This window comes from Sphingomonas palmae (genome assembly GCF_900109565.1).
In the GTDB taxonomy this organism is placed as follows: domain Bacteria; phylum Pseudomonadota; class Alphaproteobacteria; order Sphingomonadales; family Sphingomonadaceae; genus Sphingomonas; species Sphingomonas palmae.
Window position 1 is genome coordinate 651622 of the sequence record NZ_FNZZ01000001.1, and the last position, 19546, is coordinate 671167.

Genomic DNA, 19546 nt, shown 5'->3' on the forward strand with positions numbered 1-19546 from the left:
ACTGGATCGAACCGGACCGATCATTGTTGAGCGCAGGTGCAACGATCGCTCACCTGCCTGGCTCTGGTCACCACCCTCGCGGTCGCCGCATGCAGCCGGCAGGTCGGCAACGCCGCACCACCCAAGGTGACGGGCGGCATCACCATGCCTGAGCAGCCGTCCACCGTGGTCGTGCCGGTCGGGGCGAGCCTGGATGAACTGGAGCGCGGGCTCGATCAGCGCACCCCGCGCGAATTGTGGACGGTCGATCGTCACCTGAACACCTGCATCAAGGCCAAGCGGGTCGATCTCGGCATCGCCAAGGTAAAGGTCACGCCCGCTCTCGGCTGCCGCATCACCGGCACGGTGACGCGCGGACCCATGCAGATCGGAGGGAGCGGCGACCGGCTGATCGTGACGCTGCCGATCCACGCGCGCATCTCGGCAAAGGACGTTGGCGGCGTGGCGAGCGAGACCGCGACCGGCAGCGCGATCGTACGCGCGACCGGGCGCATCGCGATCCACGGCGACTGGCAGCCGACCGCGAAAATGCAGCTGTCATACGACTGGACGCAGCCGCCCGGCGTCGACCTGCTCGGCCAGCGCATTACCTTCACCGACAAGGCCGACGAGAAGCTGCGGCCGGTGCTGGCCAAGCTGGAGCGTGATCTGCCGCAGGAGCTGTCCCGGCTGCACCTGCGGCAACAGCTGGAACAGGCCTGGCAGCAGTCGTTCACCACGCTCCAGCTCAGCCGGCGCAATCCGCCGGTGTGGATGCGCGTCGCGCCGCGCCGGCTTGGCTATGGCGGTTACCGTGTCGACGGGCGCGTGCTCCGCCTGACGCTGCGCGCGGACGCGCTGACGCAGACGTTCGTCGGGCATCGACCGGCCGATCCGATCGCCACCGCGCTGCCGCCGCCATCGACGCAGGTCGGCGCGCCGCGCCTCAGCTTCTTCATCCCTGTGCTCGCCGACTATGCCGAGCTCGAACCCGTCGTTCAGCGTACGCTCCGAAAGCTTGCCGGGCGCGGCATCAAGCTGAAAGGCATCGGTGCCGTCGATGCGGCATTCGGTCGCGTGACCGTCTACGCCACATCGAACCACCGCATCGCAGTCGGCGTCCACGCGAAGGTAAAGGCGCGGTCGAGCCCGATCGCCGACGCCGAGGGCGAGGTCTGGCTCGCCGCGCAGCCGTTCAACCAGCCGGGATCGCAGCGGGTGCAGTTCCGCAACCTTGAGTTCGCGACCAAGACCAACTCGCAGCTGGTCGACCTGCTCGCCGCTCTGTTCGCCGATCCGGCAGTGCGCGCAGGGATCGCGGACGGGCTCGCGCACGATTTCGCACCCGATTACCGCGAGCTGATCGGCAAGGTCGAGCGCGCGATCGGTGAGCGGCGCGAAGGCGACTTCGTGCTGCGCACCCGCGTGACCGGCGTGCGCAACGGCCGCATTTCCGCGACCGGCGCCGGTCTGTTCATGCCGGTCGCGGTCACCGGGCAGGCCAACATCGCCTATCGCCCGCGCTGATCCCGCTCAGTAGCCGGCGTAATCCGAAAAGCGCGTGATTGTCGGGTCGAATTTTAGGATCACCTTGCCCGTCGCACCGTGGCGCTGCTTGGCGACGATCAGCTCGGCGAGGCCATAGACACGCTCCATGTCGGCCGCCCAGGCGGCGTGATCCTCGAACATCTTGGCATTGTCGCCCTCGACCGGGCGCTTCGGCTCCTTGGCGGCGACGTAATAGTCTTCGCGAAACACGAACCAGACCATGTCGGCGTCCTGCTCGATCGAGCCTGATTCGCGCAGGTCGGACAATTGCGGGCGCTTGTCCTCGCGCTGCTCGACCGCGCGGCTGAGCTGCGAGAGCGCCAGCACGGGAACGTTCATGTCCTTTGCCAGCGTCTTCAGCCCGCGGCTGATCTCGGAGATCTCCTGCACGCGGTTGCCGTCGGACGACTTGCCCGATCCCGACAGCAGCTGGAGATAGTCGATCACCACCAGCCCGATCTCGTTGTTGTGGCGGCGTTGCAGGCGGCGGACGCGGGTGTGAAGCGAGCCGATCGAGAGCCCGCCGGTGTCGTCGATGAATAGCGGCAGATTCTCCAGCTCGGCGGCGGCAGCGGCGAGCTGCTCGAACTCCTGCTTGCTGATCTTGCCCATGCGCAGCGCCTCCGACGAGATGCGCGACTGTTCGGCGAGGATACGCGTGGCGAGCTGATCGGCCGACATTTCGAGGCTGAAAAACGCGACCTTGGCGCCGACGGACTTCGACGGCGGAATGCCATCGCGCATGTCGTGCATCCAGCGCTGCGCCGCGTTGAACGCGATGTTGGTGGCGAGCGAGGTCTTGCCCATGCCGGGCCGCCCGGCGAGGATCATCAAGTCGGAATGGTGGAGGCCGCCGATCTTCTGGTTGACGCTGTCGAGGCCCGTCGTGACGCCCGAGAGGTTGCCGCCCCAGTTGAGCGCCTTTTCCGCCATTTTGACGGCCATCGTGCTCGCCTGCGCGAACGACTTGATGCTGTTCTCGGTCGCACCGTCGGCGGCGACCTTGAAGAGTTCCTCTTCGGCCAGTTCGATCTGCGCGCGCGGGTTGACCTCTTCCGAGGTGTCCATCGCGCGGTCGACGAGCGTGCGCCCGACCGACACGAGCGAGCGCAGCATGGCGAGGTCGTAGATCTGCTGCGCGAACTGTCGCGCGCCGATCAGTCCCGCGCCCGAACCGGTCAGGCTGGCGAGATAGGCGGGGCCGCCTAGCTCCTTCATGCCTTCGTCGGCGTCGAACATCGGGCGCAGCGTGACCGGTGTCGCCAGCATGTCGGCGGCGCGCAGCGTCTTGATCGCGGCGAAGACGCGACCGTGGACGGGTTCGTAGAAGTGCGCGGGCTCAAGCCGGTCGACCAGATCGTCGGCGAGGCGATTGTCGATCATCATCGCGCCGAGCATCGCCGCCTCCGCCTCGACGTTGCGCGGAAGCTGAACGGGTTCGACCGGAGTCGGCTGCGGAAATGCCAATGTCGCCATCGCGGCGTCATACCCGCTCGCAGCGATTATCGAAACCGCGCGAGCGGTGAATGGTGGTGATAACCCGCCTGCCGCCGACACGTTGTCGTGGGGGCGCTTCGTGGCTATCGACGCGAATATGGCCGATCCGCGGATCATCGACATCCAACTCGACGAGGGCACGATCCTGTGGCGATCGGCCGATATCGAGCAGGAACGGCGGATCGCGATCTTCGACCTGATCGAGGAAAATCACTTCGCGCCGCAGCGCGCCACGCCTGACGATTACGCCGGGCCATACCGGGTGCTGCTGTCGGTCGAGGAAGGCCGATTGGTCATCCAGATCAAGCGCGCCGACGACTCGCCGATTGAGACGCTGATCCTGGGTCTCGCGCGTTTTCGCCGCCCGATCCGCGATTATTTCGCGATCTGCGACAGTTACTTTCAGGCGATCCGGCAATCGACGCCGGCGCAGATCGAGACGGTCGACATGGCGCGGCGCGGGATCCACAACGAGGCGGCGGAACTGCTGAAAGAGCGGCTGGACGGCAAGATTGAGATCGATTTCGACACCGCGCGCCGCCTGTTCACCCTTATCTGCGTCCTCCACATCAAGGCCTGAACCATGTCAGATGAAGCAACCCGGCTGATCGCCGCCGCGCGCGAGGCCGCGCACCACGCGCACGCGCCCTATTCGCGCTTCGCGGTCGGCGCGGCGGTGCTGCTGACCGACGGCAGCGTGGTGACGGGCGCGAACGTCGAGAATGCGAGCTATGGCCTGTCGCTGTGCGCCGAAACCGTCGCGATCGCGAGCGTCAGTGCGGCGGGGCGGCTGCGCGAGGTCGTCGCAGTCGGCGTGATCGGCGGCGCGATGGACGCGCAGGGACAAGCAACCGGAAGCGCCCCGGTCAGCCCGTGCGGGCGCTGCCGCCAAGTCATCAACGAGGCCGCGCAGATGGGCAGTCGCGACGTCTCCGTCTATTGCGGCGGCGCCGAGGGCGACGAGATCGCGCGCTACCGCCTGTCCGAATTGCTCCCCGCAGCGTTCGGGCCGGCCGATCTCGGCATCGGCTGAAAAGTCACAAAGGTCACGGCCCAACGCAGGTGCGCGCGCGCCTGCGCGCGGGCGCGCACGAGAACGACGATGATAAAGAACGCGATCGCTGTGACAGCCTGACGGCGTGTAGGACAGCGGCAGGTGAAGCGCGCGCAAACCGAAGACAGGCCGATCTTATGCGGGTCAGATGCCGCGCGGTAATAGCGTTATGAGTTCACGCGAAATCGGACACGACGGGCGAACGTCGTCCTCACCGACGAGGCAGTCGACGATCGATCAAGCGTCAAAATGTAAGCAAGCCACCGAAGGTGGTACGGGCGGTCGGGCTCGAACCGACACTCTGTCTCCAGAACCAGATTTTGAGTCTAGCGCGTCTACCAATTCCACCACGCCCGCGTGGATGTCGCCCCTGTGGCAGGCAATTTCGCGCGCGTCCAGACGCTTTGTGACCGAGCGCCGGCCAACCTCGCGGCAGCGTTACCGCTTGAACGCGCTCCGTCCGAAGCGCTTCACGGTCGGCTGTGCATCCCCGGGCGTCTTGCGCGCGCGCTGCGGGTCGATCTCGCGGTCAAATGCGACGCCGGCGCGACCCTCGATCTGCCAGGCGATGCGACCGGCGATCCAGCCTAGCCCGCGCACCTCGACCTCGACATCGCCCTCAGGCGCGACCGGATAAGGCAGCTCGACCATCAGCCCGCCCGCAGACAGGTTACGCACGCGCACGTCGACGGGCTGCCTGCCCGCCATGCGCATCTTCGCCATCAAGAACAGGCTGTCGCGGCCGCGCGTCGCATCGACCCCGGCGTTCACGCCGGTGTCGGGTTCGAAAACGCCTTTTCCCAAATGCTCCATCAACCCCACCGCTGTCGGTCCGATCGCCGGCCTAGCCGCCCGGCAGTAAAGAACCGCTTACCATGCGGTCGGTTCGATCAGGCGACTGTTCAATCGTCGCGCGAGACCTTCTCGTTGCGCTCATGCCGCTCCTGCGCCTCGACCGTCATCGTCGCGATCGGGCGTGCTTCGAGCCGTTGCAGGCTGATCGGTTCGCCCGTCACCTCGCAATAGCCATATTCGCCCTCTTCGAGCCGACGCAGCGCGGCGTCGATCTTCGACACCAGCTTGCGCTGCCGGTCGCGGGTGCGAAGCTCGATCGACCAGTCGGTCTCGCTCGACGCGCGGTCGGTCAGATCGGGTTCGCGCAGCGAATCGACCTGGAGCTGAGACAGCGTGCCCAGGCTCTCGCGCAGGATCGCTTCCTTCCAATCGTACAGCTTCTGCCGGAAATACGCCTGCTGGCGCGGGTTCATGAACGGTTCGTCGGCACTCGGCCGGTAACCATTATTGTCATCAACCGCGATTGCGGCTTCTTCGATACGATTCAACACCGTAGCCATCGACACTCTCCCGCCTGCGCGCCAGGAATGATCGTCAACACCGCTGGTGCGCCCCCTGCCGGGGCCTATAACCGCGTTCGTACATAACGACAAGCGAACAGCACGTTTTCCGTACGATCGTGTCGATGACGCCGTCCTGAACGAAATCGGCTCACCCAAATCGATTCAGTCCCAGCGTGATACGTTAACCATAAACCAGCCGCTCGCAGGCCGATACAAAGCGTCGTGGCCGTGACATTGGTGGTTAACGGCGTTGCACTTAAGCCTTTGTTTTGCACTTTGGAGGCATGGGCAGGGCAATAGCGCTGCTTTGGATTTCCGCGACGGTTCGCTTCGTCGCCAACGAGAGAGTGATGGCATGTCTGTGCGGATGGCGTTGGCAAAACTTTGCGCGTGCACCTGCGGTGGCGCACTGATCGGCGGTGGTGCGGTGCACGTGGCGGAAACGGCCAAGCACCGCACGGTGTACGCGAAAAAGGCGACCAAGCGCGTCGTGCGCCGCAGCTACGCGAGCAAGGGCAGCGTCCGCCGGATCGTGCGCCAGGCCGGCAACAATTGTGCGGCAACGACGGTGACGATCGCCAGCACCGGCGCGCCCGTCCCCGTGCCACTGCCCGAACCGGTTCCCGCCTTCGTCGGTGGCGGCGGCGCGGTCGCGGCCCCGATCGGTGGCGGCGGTTTCTACGGTGGTGGTGGCGGCGGTTTCTTCGCCGGCGGGTTTTTCGGCGGATCGGGCGGCAGCAGCGGCAGCAGCGGCGCGATCGTGGTGTCGTCCACCTCGACCTCGACCGGCGGCGCCAAGGTCGAGATCGACAATTCGAACAAGAACGAGAACAACGTCGATAACTCGAGCAAGAACAACAACGACAATTCGAGCAACAACAACAACCAGAATCAGAACAACAACCACAACAACAACGAACAGAGCCAGGGCCAGGAACAGGGGCAGCAGCAAGGCCAGCAGCAGGGTCAGGGCCAGGGGCAGATCAGCTCGACGAGCACCTCGACCTCTTCGTCGTCCTACGGCTCCAGTTCGAAGGGCTGGGGATCGAGCCACGGCTGGGGATCGAACAACGGCTGGGATCACGGATGCAAGGGCGGGCATTGCGCGCCTCCGCCGGGATCGAGCAACGGCACCCCTGCCCCCGTCCCAGCGCCGCCGATGATGCTGCTGTTCGGCGCTGCCGCCGCCGCGCTGGTCGCGCGCAAGCGGTTGGCCAAGCGCGACACCGCCGCGGCCTGAAGTCGCGCTCAATCGCCCGAACAGAAACGGGGCCGGTGCAGCTGATGCACCGGCCCCGTTTCTTTTTTTCTCGCAACCGAGCGTCAGGCTGCCTGCAGCGCCTTCTCGATCTCGTCGATCGGGTGACCAGTCAGATCCTTGTCGAGTTCGCCCGTCAGGCGGTTCTCGACCTCCTTGTGGTAGTGCTTGCGAAGCTCGCCCAGCGTCTTGGGCGGCGCGACGACGATCAGCGAATCGTAATTGTTGGCGAGCGCGCGCTTCTTGAGCAGCTCGGCTGCCTCGGCGGCGAAGCGGTCCTCTTCCAGCTGGTGGAAGTCGGTCTCGCCCATGCTGCCGCGATTGGCCGCGAACTGCGCGCCGCCGCCGCCCGCATTGCCCGATCCACCCTGCGCGGCGGGCGGTGCGCCGGCGCCCGACTGCGTCGACGAGGCACCGCCGGCGGCGTCGGTCTTCTGGTCGCGGTCCGCGGGGTTCGGCTTCTCCTGCGCGCTCTCGACGACCAGATTGGGATATTCCGCGTCGCCCTCGTTGCGCAGGAACAAGAGCTTGCGTCCGTCCGCCACCAGCACGACGGATTTGTGAGGGACCTGCATCGCGTTCTCCTTTGTTTCGCCCCGACCTAACGCCGCCTCCCTCTTCCGGGTTGCGCCCGTCGGCGCGCGGGCGGGTTGCACCGGTCGGGGGCGGTTGCCATAGCCCGTTCACCATGCACGACATCCGCCTGATCCGGGACGATCCCGCCGCCTTCGACGCCGCCCTTGCCAAGCGGGGGCTGGCGCCGCTCTCGGCCGAGGTGCTGTCGATCGACGAACGCGCGCGCGCGCTGACGACCGAGGTGCAGGCGGTGCTCGCGCGGCGCAACGAAGCGTCGAAGGCGATCGGCGCCGCCAAGGCGCGGCGTGACGACCCAACCGACCTGATGGCCGAGGTCGCGACGTTGAAAGAACGCCTGCCGGTGCTGGAGGCGGAGCAGAAGGCGGTCGCCGCCGCGCTGATCGACAGACTGGCGACGATCCCGAACCTGCCGGCGGACGATGTGCCCAAGGGCAAGGACGAGAGCGACAACGTCGAGCTGAAACGCTGGGGCACCCCGCGTGCGTTCGACTTCGTCCCGAAGGAACACGCCGATCTCGGCCCGGCGCTGGGCATGGATTTCGAGACCGGCGCGCGCTTGTCGGGGGCGCGCTTCACCTTTCTGCGCGGCGGCATGGCGCGGCTGCACCGCGCGCTGGCGCAGTTCATGCTCGATCGCCACGTCGAGGGTAACGGCTATGTCGAGTGCAACCCGCCGGTGCTGGTCGGTGATGCCGCGATGTACGGCACCGACAAACTGCCCAAGTTCGCCGACGACTCGTTCAAGACGACCGACGGCCGCTGGCTGATCCCGACATCCGAGGTCAGCCTGACCGCGTCGGTCGCCGACCGCATCCTCGGCGATCTGGCCGAGCCGATGCGGATGACTGCGCATACCTTGTGCTTCCGCAGCGAGGCGGGTGCCGCCGGGCGCGACACGCGCGGGTTCATCCGCCAGCACCAGTTCGAGAAGGTCGAGCTGGTCACCGTCTGCCGCCCCGACGACAGCGACGCCGAGCATGAGCGGATGACGGCTTGCGCGGAAGGCGTGCTCGAAGCGCTCGACCTGCCCTACCGCCGCCTGCTGCTGTGCACCGGCGACATGGGGTTCGGTGCGCGCCGCACCTACGACCTGGAGGTGTGGTTGCCGGGTCAGGATGCGTGGCGCGAGATCTCGTCCTGCTCAACCACGGGTGATTTTCAGGCGCGGCGGATGAACGCGCGGTTCCGCCCCGAGGGCGAGAAGGGCACGCGCTTCGTCCACACGCTGAATGGTTCGGGTCTGGCGGTCGGGCGGACGCTGGTCGCGGTGCTGGAGAATTACCAGCAGGCGGACGGCTCGGTCGCGGTGCCGGCGGTGCTCCAGCCGTACATGGGCGGCGTCGACCGGCTGAGCCCGCGCTGATGCGCATCCTGCTCTCCAACGACGACGGCTATCACGCGCCCGGCCTTGCGGTGCTGGAGAAGATCGCAGCCGAGCTGTCGGATGACGTGTGGGTGGTCGCGCCGGCGGAGGAGCAGTCGGGGACGGGCCGATCGCTCACGCTGACCCGGCCGCTGCGGGTGCGCAAATTCGCGGACAGGCGCTTCGCCGTTAGCGGCACACCGACCGACGCGGTGATGCTCGCGCTCGCCGAGTTGATGGACGGTGCGCCCGACCTAATCCTGTCGGGCGTCAACCGGGGCGGCAACCTGGCCGAGGACGTGATGTATTCGGGCACCGTCTCCGCCGCGATGGAAGGTGCGCTCGCCGGCATCCGCTCGGTTGCATTGAGCCAGCGTTACGGTGCGGTTGGCCCAGGCGACGACGTGTCGTTCGCGGTGGCGCAAGAATGGGGCGTTCGCACGATCCGTCCGCTGCTGGAGATGGACTGGGCGCCGCGCACGGTGGTCAACGTCAACTTTCCCGCAGTCGAGCCGGACGCGGTGCGCGGGATCACGACGGTGCGACAGGGTTTGCGCGATTACGGCCGCGTGCGGTTCGAGACGCGGCGCGACCCGCGCGGCTACGATTATCGCTGGATGTCGCTTGGCAGCATGAAGACGCCGCCCGCGCCCGACACCGACCTGTCGCGCGTCGCCGATGGCTGGATCACCGTTACCCCGCTGCACCTCGACCTGACGCATGAGGCGTCGATGGCAGCGCTCGCGCGCGTGTACGGCGAGGAATAAGGCGATGAGGCGGGTCGCGGCGACGGGATGGCTCCTGCTGCTCGGCGGCACGCTGGCGGGCTGTATCCCGAACGGGGTCGAGCGGGGTTACGACACGCCGCCACCGCCGCGCGATGCCGGTCGCTGGTCACGCGCGCCCGAGGAGCAGGATCGGCCCTACGATCGCGGCGAGGAAGCGCCGCCCCGCCGCGCCGAGCGCCCGCGCCGAAACGCCGACATGGCCCCGCCGCGCGACCTGCCCGCCGCCGACCGCAGCGTCGCCGCGCGCACCGTGGTCGATCGCCAGACCGGCGTCGCGCGACTTCCCGCCCCTGCGCCCGCATGGGAGGCGCGTCCGGTCGAGGCCGACGCGCGCGAGGTCGAGACGCAGGACTATACCGTCGCACCCGGCGACACGCTGAGCCGCGTCGCCGACCGCGCCGGAGTCGCCGCCGACGCAATCGCGCGCGCGAATAATCTGGCCGAGCCGTACACGATCCAGGTCGGCGAGCGGCTGACGATCCCCGGCGGACGCTACCACCTCGTCCGCGCGGGTCAGACCGGCATCGCGATCGCGCGCGCCTACGGCGTGCCGTGGTCGCAGGTGATCGCCGCCAACCAGCTGGCCGAGCCGTACACGCTGCGCACCGGGCAGCGCGTTTTGATCCCCGGCACCTCGACGCGCAGCGTGTCCGCGGCGCAGCGTGCCGCCGCCTTCACGCTCGACGTCGATTCGATCCTGACCGGGGGTGAGCCGGCGGTCGCGGTCAATCAGGCGCCGGCGAAGGCGGTCGCTACGCCGCGCCGCGTGCTCGCCGCGACGACCCCGGTTGCAGCCCCGCTCGGCGCTCCCGGCCAGTTCGCCTGGCCCGCGACCGGGCAGCTGATCCGCCGTTTCGGCCCCGGCGGATCGGGCGAGCGCAACGACGGGATCAAGATCGCGCTGCCCTTGCAGACGCCGATCAAGGCGACCGCGGACGGCACCGTCGCCTATGTCGGGGACGGCATCGCCGCGCTGGGCGGGCTGGTCATCATCCGGCACGGCGGCGGCTGGACCTCGGTCTACGGCCACGCCAGCAAATTGCTGGTGCAGCGCGGACAGGCGGTGAAGAAGGGGCAGGCGATCGCGTTGTCGGGTGACACCGGCTTCGCCGACCGGCCCGAGCTGCATTTCGAGCTGCGCAAGGGGCGCACGCCGGTCGATCCAGTCCGGCAGCTGCCGGCACGCTAGCGAATACGTCCGCGTTGATGCTAAGCGCGCCGCCGACATGACCGACTATACTTCCGACCTGCTCCGCACGCTCTCGACGCGCGGCTACATCCACCAGATGACCGATGCCGCCGCGCTCGACGCGTTGGCGGCGAAGCAGATCGTGCCGGGCTATATCGGCTTCGATCCGACCGCGCCGTCGCTCCACGTCGGCAGCCTGGTGCAGATCATGATGCTCCGGCGCATGCAGCAGACCGGGCACAAGCCGATCGTGCTGATGGGCGGCGGCACCGGCAAGATCGGCGATCCGAGCTTCAAGGACGAGGCGCGCAAACTGTCGTCGCAGGAGGTGATCGACGCCAATATCGCCGGCATCCAGCGCATCTTCGAGCGTTTCCTGACCTTCGGCGAGGGTGAGACCGACGCGGTGATGGTCAACAATGCCGATTGGCTCGATCAACTCGAGTACATCCCGTTCCTGCGCGAGGTCGGCCAGCATTTCTCGGTCAACCGGATGCTCGGGTTCGACTCGGTCAAGCTCCGGCTCGATCGCGAACAGTCGCTGAGCTTCCTCGAGTTCAACTACATGATCCTGCAGGGCTACGACTTCGCCGAGCTCAACCGTCGCCGCGGGGTGCGGCTACAGATGGGCGGGTCGGATCAGTGGGGCAACATCGTCAACGGTGTCGACCTGGCGCGGCGGATGGACGGTGCGGAGGTGTACGGGCTCACCACACCGCTGCTGACCAAGGCGGACGGGTCGAAGATGGGCAAGTCGGTCGACGGCGCGGTGTGGCTGCACGAGGACCAGTTGCCGCACTTCGATTACTGGCAGTTCTGGCGCAACACCGACGACCGCGATGTCGGTCGCTTTCTGCGGCTGTTCACCGATTTGCCGCTCGACGAGATCGCACGGCTGGAGGCGCTGGGCGGCGCGGAGATCAACGAGGCGAAGAAGGTGCTCGCCAACGAGGCCACCGCGATGTGCCGCGGGCGGGCCGCGGCCGACGAGGCGGCGGAGACCGCGCGGCGGACGTTCGAGGAGGGTGCGAGCGGGGCCGCGCTGCCGTCGATCACCGCGTCGGGCGAGATTGCGCTGGTCGACGCGCTGGTCGCGCTCGGCTTCGCAGGCTCGAAGGGCGAGGCACGCCGCCTTATCAAGGGTGGCGGCGCGCGCGTCGATGGCGAGAAGGTCGGCGACGAGGCCGCGGTGGTGACGATCGGCGCCGAGCCGGTGCGCGTGTCGGCGGGCAAGAAGCACCACGGGCTCGTCAATCCGGGCTGAGCGCGCGCTCAGCCGCGGCGGACGACGATCACGCCCAGGATCACCAGCACAACGCCGATCAGCCGCGCCGGGGTGATCGGCTGCTGAGGCAGACCCAACAGCCCGAAGCGATCGATCAGCATCGCGGTGACGAGCTGGCTCGCGACCGCCGCGGTGAGCGTCACCGCCAAACCAAGTCGCGGCGTCGCGAAGGCGATTGCAGCGACGAACGCCGCGCCGTAGAAGCCACCCAGCCACGCCCACCACGGCGCGCCCCGTGCGGCCGACAAGGGTGTGCGATCAGCCAGCCAGATCACGAGCAGCGCCGCGGTGCCGACCGCGAACGAGATCAGCGCCGCGAGCCACACCGATCCCGACGCTTTCGCGAGCGCGGCGTTGGTCGGTGGCTGCAGCGCGACCCCGATCCCGGCGATCAGCACGGCCAGGATCGGGAACAACGCCTGCATGTTTTCTCCTCAACCCGATCGAAGCAGCTGCACCCCCTGATCACGATCGAACAGGTAGAGCGCGACGCGTGCCGCCTGCCCGCGCGCGCCGGCGAGACCACCGTCGCGGTCGATCAGCAGCCGCGTGTCATCGGTCGCGGACGGCAGAAGTTCCCCGAGCAGTTCGGGCGTCGCGAGCCGGAACACCGCCTCCCCCGATTGGCGCGTGCCGAGCAGTTCGCCGCCACCGCGAAGCCGCAGATCCTCCTCGGCGATGCGGAAGCCGTCGTTGGTTTCGCGCATCAGCGCGAGCCGCGCGCGCGCCGTCTCGCTCAGCGCCGAACCGCGCAGCAGCAGGCACACCGACTTGCCCCCGCCGCGCCCCACCCGCCCGCGCAATTGGTGAAGTTGCGCGAGGCCGAAGCGGTCGGCGTGCTCGATCACGATCAGCGTCGCGTTGGGCACGTCGACGCCGACCTCGATCACCGTGGTCGCGACCAGCACGCCGAGTTCGCCGGCAGAGAAGCGCGCCATCACCGCGTCCTTCTCCGCCGGCTTCATGCGGCCGTGGACCAGCCCGACGCGTGCGCCGAAGCGCGACACCAATGTTTCCGCGCGTGCCTCGGCGGCTTGCAGGTCGCTCGTCTCGCTTTCTTCGACCAGCGGGCAGACCCAATAGGCCTGCTTGCCCTCCGACAAATGCCGGCCTAGCGCGTTGACGACCTCGTCGGTGCGCTCCTCCGACATGACGCGCGTCTCGATCGGCTCGCGGCCGGGCGGCATCTCGTCCAACTGGCTCTGATCCATCTCGCCGTAGCGCGCAAGCGTCAGCGTGCGCGGGATCGGCGTCGCGGTCATCGCCAGCACGTGCGGCGGCACGCGGCCCTTGTCCTGCAATAGCAGGCGCTGCGCGACGCCGAAGCGATGCTGCTCGTCCACTACGACCAGCCCCAGGTCCTTGTACCCGACGGCTTCCTGGAAGATCGCGTGGGTGCCGACGAGCAGGTCGATCGATCCGTCGGCGAGCCCCATCAGCGTCGCCTCACGCGCTCGCCCCTTGTCGCGGCCGGTCAGCACCGCGATCTCGACCGGCAGTCCGGCGAGCAGGCGACGGAGCGAGTCGTAATGCTGTCGCGCGAGGATCTCGGTCGGCGCCAGCATCGCGCCCTGCGCGCCCGCCTCGACCGCGATCAGCAACGCCATCAGCGCGACCAGCGTCTTGCCCGCACCCACGTCGCCTTGCAGCAGCCGCAGCATCGGTGCCGATTGCGCGAGATCGCCCTCGATCTCACGTACTGTCCGCGACTGCGCACCGGTCGGCGAGTACGGCAGCCGCAGCAGGTCGCGCAGCCGCCCGTCGCCCGCGAGGGCACGTCCGCGTCGTCGCCGCGTGTCGGCGCGTACGATCGAGAGCGCGAGCTGGTTGGCGAACACCTCGTCGTAGGCGAGCCGCGCGCGCGCCTTCGCGTCCGCGGGGTTGGCGTGGACGCGCGCGATCGCGTCGTGCCAGTCGGGCCAGTCGTGCTTCGCCTTGAGGCTCGGTTCGATCCACTCGGGCAGCACCGGCACGCGCGCCAGCGCCTGCGCGACCAGCGCCGCGATCCGCTTGGAGGTGATCCCTTCCGACAGCGGGTAGATCGCCTCGCGCTCGCGAAACCCGTCGCCGTCCTCGATCTGCTCGGGATGCACCATCTGGAGCTGCTCGCCGTACTGCTCCAGCTTGCCCGACACGCGCTTCGCCTTGCCGATCGGAAACAGCTTCTTTGCCCAGCCCGATGAGCCGCCGAAGAAGGTGAGGCTGACGTAATTGCCGTGCGCGTCGGTCGCCTGCACCCGCGTCGGCGCGCGCGGCGAGCTGCTGCTGCGGTACTCGCGCGCCGTTAGCGTGATGACGATCGTGCGGCCGACATCGCCCTGCATCAGCTCGTCGCGCGGCAGCCGGTCGATCCATCCGGTCGGCAGGTGGAACAGCAGGTCGATCACGCGCGCGATCCGCAATCGTTCGAGCGGCCGCGCTAGCGAGGGGCCGACGCCCTTCAGCGACGTGACCTCGGCGAACAGCGGATTGAGGATATCGGGACGCATGACTACATGCGCTGACCTAGTCAGCCGCCCCCCGACTTGCCAGAAAAAGCGTGTCGGGTTGGGCGCCTCAACCCCTTGCCGCGGAGCGCGCCCATGACCGATCCCGATATCCGCATCAAGCGCCTGCGCTTCCGCGCCTGGCACCGCGGCACGCGCGAGGCCGACCTGATGATCGGCGGCTATTTCGATGCGCATCACGCATCGTGGTCGGCGGACGAACTCGACTGGTTCGAGGCACTGCTGGAGGAACAGGACGTCGACATCATGGGCTGGGCGATCGGGTCGATCCCCTGCCCGCCGCAGTGGAACGGACCGATGATGCAGGGCATGCGTTCGCTCGACTTCGTGCCCCTGCCCTGACCGCCAAACCTTACTACAGACGGATAGCCGCCACTTGCCCGAATTGAAGACGATCCTCGACGCCACCGTGCCGCTGACCTTGTCGGGCGTGCCGTCGGGGTTCCTGCCCTCGCTGCTGGCCGACATCGCACGTGCGGCGCACTTGCGCGCCGTGTACGTCGCGGCGGACGAGGCGCAGATGCGCGCGGTGGCGGCAACCGCGACGTGGTTCGCGCCCGAGCTGGAGATCGTGCAGCTGCCGGCGTGGGACTGCCTGCCGTACGACCGCGCTTCGCCGACGCTGCGCATCATGGCGGAGCGGATCGGCGCGCTGCACCGATTGCAGGCTAGCCCCAAGGGCCCGCAGCTCGTCCTCACCACCGTCAACGCGGCGACGCAGCGCACGCTGACCCCGTTCCGCATGCGGCAGCTGGTCGCCGAGTTGAAGCCCGGCGCGCGGATCGACCGCGACAAGCTCGCTGCGCTCTTGCAGGCGAACGGCTACGTCCGCACCGACACCGTCCACGATCAGGGCGAGTATGCGGTGCGCGGCGGCATCGTCGACCTGTTCCCGAGCGGCGAGGAACAGGCGCTCAGGCTCGACTTCTTCGGTGACGAGATCGAGACCGTCCGCACCTTCGACCCCGCCGACCAGCGCACGACCGGCCGCGTCGACGGCTTCGTGCTGCTGCCCGCGTCCGAGGCGCTGCTCGACGAGGAAAGCGTCAAGCGGTTCCGCACCCGCTACCGCGAGAAGTTCGGCGCGACCGCGACCGGCGACCCGCTGTATCAGGCGGTCAGCGACGGGCGGCGTCTGGCGGGCATGGAACATTGGCTGCCGCTGTTCGAGGACAAGCTGGCGACACTCTGGGATCACCTCGGCGACGCCGTCGTCGTGCGCGACAGCGGTGCGCCCGCGGCGACCGAGGCGCGGCTGGAGGCGATCGCCGACTATTACGAAAACCGCAAGCGCGCCGAGGCGGCCGAGCCGGGCAGTTATCGCGCCCTGCCCGCTAAGACGCTCTACCTCGACGCCGAGGAGTGGCAGGCCGAGGTAACCGCCGCGCCCGCACACCTCGTCTCGCCGTTCCACGAGCCGCCGTCGGCGCGCGTGCTCGATTTCGAGGTCGACGGCCCGCGCGATTTCGCACCCGAGCGGGCGAACCAGACGAACGTCTACGAGGCAGTGGTCGCGCACGTCGCCCGGCTGAAAAAGGAAGGCCGAAAAGCCATCCTCGCCAGCTACTCGGTCGGCGCGCGCGAGCGGTTGAAGAGCCTGCTCGAAGACCATGACCTGATCGGCGCGCGCCTCGCCGACACGTGGCAAGAGGCGCTGGGCGCGGCGGAGCGCGGCGTCGCGCTGACCGTTGTCGCGCTCGATCACGGCTTCACCGCGCCGGGCGTCGCGGTGCTGACCGAGCAGGACATGCTGGGCGACCGGCTGGTGCGCCGCGCCAACCGCCGCAAGTCCGCCGACGCTTTCCTCGCCGAGCTGGCGACGCTCTCGCCCGGCGATCTGGTGGTGCACAGCGACCACGGTATCGGCCGCTACGAAGGGCTGATGCAGATCCCGGTCGGCAAGGCGCCGCACGACTGCGTCGCCTTGAGCTACGCCGGCGGCGACAAGCTCTACGTGCCGGTCGAGAACCTGGAAGTCCTCTCGCGCTACGGCAGCGGCGAGGACGGGGCGACGCTCGACAAGCTGGGCGGCGAGGCGTGGCAGCGGCGCAAGAGCCGGATGAAGGAGCGCATCCGCGAGATTGCGGGCGAGCTCATCAAGACCGCGGCGGAGCGCGCGCTGCGTCCGGGCGAGGTCGCGGAACCGGACAGCGCCGGCTACCCCGCCTTCGTCGACCGCTTTCCCTACGAGGAAACCGACGATCAGGACCGCGCGATCGGCGACGTGCTGGCCGATCTGGCGGCGGGCAAGCCGATGGACCGGTTGATCGTCGGCGATGTCGGGTTCGGCAAGACCGAGGTGGCACTGCGCGCCGCGTTCGTCGCCGCGATGGCGGGAATGCAGGTGGCGGTGATCTGCCCGACGACTTTGCTCGCGCGACAGCATTTCACCAATTTCTCTCAGCGGTTCGAGGGCTTTCCGATCAACATCGGGCGGCTCTCGCGCCTCGTTCCCGCGGCCGAGGCGAAGAAGACCAAGGAGGGGCTCGCCGACGGCACGATCGACATGGTCATCGGCACCCACGCGCTGCTCGCCAAGGGGTTGGACTTCAAGCGCATCGGCCTCGTCATCGTTGACGAGGAACAGCGGTTCGGCGTCACCCACAAGGAGCGGTTGAAGGCGCTGCGTGCCGACGTGCACATGCTCACGCTGACCGCCACGCCGATCCCGCGCACGCTGCAGATGGCGATGTCGGGGCTGCGCGAATTGTCGGTGATCCAGACCCCGCCGGTCGATCGCCTGGCGGTGCGCACCTACGTCATGCCGTGGGATCCGGTCGTGCTGCGCGAGGCATTGCTGCGCGAGCATTACCGCGGCGGGCAGAGCTTCCTCGTCACGCCACGGATCGCCGACCTGCCCGACATCGAGGATTATCTGCGCAAGGAAGTGCCCGAGATTCGCTTCGTCGTCGCGCACGGCCAGATGAGCCCGACCGAGGTCGAGGAGCGGATGAGCGCGTTCTACGACAAGAAGTTCGAGGTGCTCGTCTCCACCACCATCATCGAGAGCGGCATCGACATTCCGTCCGCCAACACGATGATCGTCAACCGCGCCGACCGCTTCGGCCTCGCGCAGCTCTACCAGCTGCGCGGTCGGGTCGGTCGATCGAAGACGCGCGCCTACGCGTACATGGTCAGCCCGCCCGAGCGGCAGATGACGGAGGCGGCGGACAAGCGTCTGAAGGTGCTGTCCGACCTCGACACGCTGGGTGCCGGGTTCCAGCTCGCCAGCCACGACCTCGACATCCGCGGCGCGGGCAATCTGCTTGGCGACGAGCAGTCGGGACACATCAAGGAGGTCGGCTACGAACTCTATCAGTCGATGCTAGAGGAAGCGATCATCGACGCGAAGGCGGGTGGCCTGCGCGACGCACCGCGCGACTTTAGCCCACAGATCACCGTCGACGCGCCGATCCTGATCCCGGAGGAGTACGTCCCCGATCTCGACCTGCGCATGGGGCTGTACCGCCGGCTGAACGAGGTTGACGAGCGCGCCGGACTGGACGCGTTTGCCGCCGAGATGATCGACCGCTTCGGCCCACTGCCCGAGGCGACGGACAACCTCGTCAAGATCATGGAGATCAAACTCAACGCCAAGAAGGCGTGCGTCGCGAAGCTGGATGTCGGACCGAAGGGCGCGCTGGTCGCGTTCCACGACGACACGCCGCCCAATGTCACAGGGCTTCTTGCCTATGTCGACAAGCTTGGGCCGATCGCGAAGCTGCGTCCCGACAGCAAGCTGGCGGTCAGCCGCGCCTGGGGCGACCCGCAGGCGCGGCTGAACGGCGCGCTGCAATTGTCGAAGGGGTTGGCGAAGGCGGCGGGGTAACGCGCTACGCCGCGCCGATCAGCCGCGCGAGACCTGCGCTGTCGATCGCGCCCGAGCACAGGAAGCCCTGATAATAGGTGCAGCCGCGTGCTTCGAGCAGCGCGCGCTGCTCCTCGGTCTCGACGCCTTCCGCGATCGTCTCGAACCCCAGCGCGTTTGCGATTGCGATGATCCCCTCGACCACCACGCGGTGGCGCCGGTCGCCGACGATGCTCTGCGTCAGCCGCAAATCGATCTTGAGATAATCGACCGGCAGTGCGGTCAGATAGGCCAGGCTCGAATAACCGGTGCCGAAATCGTCGATCGCGACGCGGCATCCGCCGTCGCGCAGCGTCGTCAGCAGCTCGGTCGCGCCGTCGAGATCGTCGATCAACCCACCCTCGGTAATCTCGGCCGTGACGCGCGCGCGGGCAACACCGCTTTCGTCGACGCGCGCCAGGAAGCGCTCGGCGAAGTCAGGACGCGACAGATCGGTGGCAGTGACGTTTACCGCGACGCGCAGCGAGCTCAACTCGGTCGGCCACGTCGCGGCACTCGCCAGCGCGCGCGCGAGAATGTGGTCGGACAAGGCGATGCCGAGATTGGCGCGGTCGGACGCAGCGAGCAGCGTTTCGGCCCCCAGTTCGCCCAGTTCGGGATGGTTCCAGCGCGCCAGCGCCTCGACCCCCGTGATACGGTTGCTGCCGAGCGCGACCTGCGGCTGGAAGAGGACGGCGATCTCGTCGCGCTCGATCGCACGGTGCAGGTCGGCGGCGAGCTGCGCAATCGGGCGATGCGGCGCGGGCGGCGCGATCCGCGTCGTCGCGCCGTCGAGCACCCGCGCGTCGGCAAGTGCGGTTCGCGCACGTGCGAGGAGTTCCTCGGCCTCTTCGCCCTGCCCGGCCGCGACGCCGATCCGCGTGCCGACGTGTACGGTCGTCGCGCCGACCACGAACGGCTGCGCCAGCGCGAACTCGGTCGCGGCGATCAGCGGATGCGCCGCCTCGAACGAAAGCGGCAGCGCGAGCGTGAACACCGGCCCCGCACGGCTCAGGTCGAACTCGTCGGTCGCCGACAACACGCGGTCGAAGCGTTCGAGCGCGAGATCGACCAGCCTGTCGCCCGTCTCGCGTCCGTATGCGGCATTGATGATCTCGAAGCTGGCCAGCGCCACGATCGCGATTGTCACCTCGCTTCCCTGCGTCAGCCACGCGCCGATCGCTGGGCTTGCCTCGCCGCCGTCGCGACGACGCTCTCGATTGACTTGCCCCACGACTTCTTCCTCCGACCTCGCCCGTGTAGCGCGACGCAACCA

General features: G+C 68.1%; 17 protein-coding genes and 1 tRNA gene. 10 read left to right on the forward strand and 8 right to left on the reverse strand.

The window, feature by feature from the left end; genetic code table 11:
* Nucleotides 1–36: 36 nt before the first annotated feature.
* On the forward strand, nt 37–1506 hold the full coding sequence (locus tag BMW51_RS03140; RefSeq protein WP_093003207.1) for a DUF4403 family protein: 1470 nt from the start codon (nt 37–39) through the stop codon (nt 1504–1506).
* A 6-nt stretch (nt 1507–1512) separates the two neighbouring features.
* Here the strand turns inward: BMW51_RS03140 and BMW51_RS03145 are convergent, their stop codons facing one another.
* On the reverse strand, nt 1513–3003 hold the full coding sequence (locus BMW51_RS03145; protein ID WP_093003209.1) for a replicative DNA helicase: 1491 nt from the start codon (nt 3001–3003) through the stop codon (nt 1513–1515).
* A 118-nt stretch (nt 3004–3121) separates the two neighbouring features.
* On the opposite strand from BMW51_RS03145, the gene BMW51_RS03150 reads away from it, so the two are divergent.
* Nucleotides 3122–3604, forward strand: a complete 483-nt coding sequence (locus BMW51_RS03150; protein ID WP_093003852.1) for a UPF0262 family protein — start codon at nt 3122–3124, stop codon at nt 3602–3604.
* Nucleotides 3605–3607: 3 nt separating this feature from the next.
* A complete protein-coding gene (locus tag BMW51_RS03155) occupies nt 3608–4057 on the forward strand; it encodes a cytidine deaminase (RefSeq protein WP_093003211.1) in 450 nt (149 codons plus the stop codon).
* A gap of 291 nt (nt 4058–4348) precedes the next feature.
* On the opposite strand, the gene BMW51_RS03160 is transcribed toward BMW51_RS03155, so the two are convergent.
* The 3 genes from BMW51_RS03160 to dksA all read right to left on the reverse strand — a co-directional run bounded on the left by BMW51_RS03160 (nt 4349) and on the right by dksA (nt 5433).
* Nucleotides 4349–4435, reverse strand: a tRNA-Leu gene (locus BMW51_RS03160).
* Between the two features lie 81 nt (nt 4436–4516).
* Nucleotides 4517–4891, reverse strand: a complete 375-nt coding sequence (locus BMW51_RS03165) for a PilZ domain-containing protein (RefSeq protein WP_093003213.1) — start codon at nt 4889–4891, stop codon at nt 4517–4519.
* A gap of 89 nt (nt 4892–4980) precedes the next feature.
* On the reverse strand, nt 4981–5433 hold the full coding sequence (dksA, locus tag BMW51_RS03170) for an RNA polymerase-binding protein DksA (RefSeq protein ID WP_093003215.1): 453 nt from the start codon (nt 5431–5433) through the stop codon (nt 4981–4983).
* A gap of 358 nt (nt 5434–5791) precedes the next feature.
* Here dksA and BMW51_RS15990 point away from each other — a divergent pair, with 358 nt between their 5' ends.
* On the forward strand, nt 5792–6676 hold the full coding sequence (locus BMW51_RS15990; RefSeq protein WP_177171493.1) for a hypothetical protein: 885 nt from the start codon (nt 5792–5794) through the stop codon (nt 6674–6676).
* An 83-nt stretch (nt 6677–6759) separates the two neighbouring features.
* Here the strand turns inward: BMW51_RS15990 and BMW51_RS03180 are convergent, their stop codons facing one another.
* Nucleotides 6760–7269, reverse strand: a complete 510-nt coding sequence (locus tag BMW51_RS03180; protein ID WP_093003219.1) for a host attachment family protein — start codon at nt 7267–7269, stop codon at nt 6760–6762.
* Nucleotides 7270–7382: 113 nt separating this feature from the next.
* Between BMW51_RS03180 and serS the strand changes: the two genes are divergently transcribed.
* The 4 genes from serS to tyrS are packed head-to-tail and all read left to right on the forward strand — an operon-like array spanning nt 7383 to nt 11895.
* Nucleotides 7383–8654 (forward strand): serine--tRNA ligase, encoded by a 1272-nt coding sequence (gene serS / locus BMW51_RS03185; RefSeq protein WP_093003221.1) that lies wholly within the window; start codon nt 7383–7385, stop codon nt 8652–8654.
* Nucleotides 8654–9421, forward strand: coding sequence for a 5'/3'-nucleotidase SurE (gene surE / locus BMW51_RS03190; protein ID WP_093003223.1), 768 nt, complete (start codon nt 8654–8656; stop codon nt 9419–9421). The genes serS and surE overlap by 1 nt, the downstream gene beginning before the upstream one ends.
* 4 nt (nt 9422–9425) lie before the next feature.
* Complete coding sequence (locus BMW51_RS03195) at nt 9426–10631, forward strand: M23 family metallopeptidase (RefSeq protein ID WP_093003225.1); 1206 nt, start codon at nt 9426–9428, stop codon at nt 10629–10631.
* Between the two features lie 37 nt (nt 10632–10668).
* Nucleotides 10669–11895 (forward strand): tyrosine--tRNA ligase, encoded by a 1227-nt coding sequence (gene tyrS / locus BMW51_RS03200; RefSeq protein WP_093003227.1) that lies wholly within the window; start codon nt 10669–10671, stop codon nt 11893–11895.
* Nucleotides 11896–11903: 8 nt separating this feature from the next.
* Here the strand turns inward: tyrS and BMW51_RS03205 are convergent, their stop codons facing one another.
* On the reverse strand, nt 11904–12341 hold the full coding sequence (locus BMW51_RS03205; RefSeq protein WP_093003229.1) for a DMT family transporter: 438 nt from the start codon (nt 12339–12341) through the stop codon (nt 11904–11906).
* 9 nt (nt 12342–12350) lie between these two features.
* Entirely contained in the window at nt 12351–14405 is a 2055-nt protein-coding gene (gene recG / locus BMW51_RS03210; RefSeq protein WP_093003231.1) for an ATP-dependent DNA helicase RecG, read from the reverse strand.
* A gap of 93 nt (nt 14406–14498) precedes the next feature.
* Here recG and BMW51_RS03215 point away from each other — a divergent pair, with 93 nt between their 5' ends.
* Nucleotides 14499–14765: an FAD assembly factor SdhE gene (locus BMW51_RS03215; protein ID WP_093003233.1), complete on the forward strand. Its 267-nt coding sequence runs from the start codon at nt 14499–14501 to the stop codon at nt 14763–14765.
* Between the two features lie 34 nt (nt 14766–14799).
* A complete protein-coding gene (mfd, locus tag BMW51_RS03220) occupies nt 14800–18252 on the forward strand; it encodes a transcription-repair coupling factor (RefSeq protein WP_093003235.1) in 3453 nt (1150 codons plus the stop codon).
* A gap of 4 nt (nt 18253–18256) precedes the next feature.
* On the opposite strand, the gene BMW51_RS03225 is transcribed toward mfd, so the two are convergent.
* The gene (locus tag BMW51_RS03225; protein ID WP_177171494.1) at nt 18257–19504 is read right to left on the reverse strand and encodes a GGDEF domain-containing phosphodiesterase; all 1248 of its coding nucleotides are present in this window, start codon (nt 19502–19504) and stop codon (nt 18257–18259) included.
* Nucleotides 19505–19546 lie beyond the last annotated feature (42 nt).

What these genes read in the sequence shown, in the direction of transcription:
- BMW51_RS03205 (WP_093003229.1), bottom strand. Translation starts at nt 12,341, where the DNA reads ATGCAGGCGTTGTTCCCGATCCTGGCCGTGCTGATCGCCGGGATCGGG.
- recG (WP_093003231.1), bottom strand. Translation starts at nt 14,405, where the DNA reads ATGCGTCCCGATATCCTCAATCCGCTGTTCGCCGAGGTCACGTCGCTG.
- BMW51_RS03155 (WP_093003211.1), top strand. Translation starts at nt 3,608, where the DNA reads ATGTCAGATGAAGCAACCCGGCTGATCGCCGCCGCGCGCGAGGCCGCG.
- serS (WP_093003221.1), top strand. Translation starts at nt 7,383, where the DNA reads ATGCACGACATCCGCCTGATCCGGGACGATCCCGCCGCCTTCGACGCC.
- BMW51_RS03145 (WP_093003209.1), bottom strand. Translation starts at nt 3,003, where the DNA reads ATGGCGACATTGGCATTTCCGCAGCCGACTCCGGTCGAACCCGTTCAG.
- dksA (WP_093003215.1), bottom strand. Translation starts at nt 5,433, where the DNA reads ATGGCTACGGTGTTGAATCGTATCGAAGAAGCCGCAATCGCGGTTGAT.
- BMW51_RS03180 (WP_093003219.1), bottom strand. Translation starts at nt 7,269, where the DNA reads ATGCAGGTCCCTCACAAATCCGTCGTGCTGGTGGCGGACGGACGCAAG.
- BMW51_RS15990 (WP_177171493.1), top strand. Translation starts at nt 5,792, where the DNA reads ATGTCTGTGCGGATGGCGTTGGCAAAACTTTGCGCGTGCACCTGCGGT.
- BMW51_RS03165 (WP_093003213.1), bottom strand. Translation starts at nt 4,891, where the DNA reads ATGGAGCATTTGGGAAAAGGCGTTTTCGAACCCGACACCGGCGTGAAC.
- tyrS (WP_093003227.1), top strand. Translation starts at nt 10,669, where the DNA reads ATGACCGACTATACTTCCGACCTGCTCCGCACGCTCTCGACGCGCGGC.
- surE (WP_093003223.1), top strand. Translation starts at nt 8,654, where the DNA reads ATGCGCATCCTGCTCTCCAACGACGACGGCTATCACGCGCCCGGCCTT.
- BMW51_RS03195 (WP_093003225.1), top strand. Translation starts at nt 9,426, where the DNA reads ATGAGGCGGGTCGCGGCGACGGGATGGCTCCTGCTGCTCGGCGGCACG.
- BMW51_RS03215 (WP_093003233.1), top strand. Translation starts at nt 14,499, where the DNA reads ATGACCGATCCCGATATCCGCATCAAGCGCCTGCGCTTCCGCGCCTGG.
- BMW51_RS03150 (WP_093003852.1), top strand. Translation starts at nt 3,122, where the DNA reads ATGGCCGATCCGCGGATCATCGACATCCAACTCGACGAGGGCACGATC.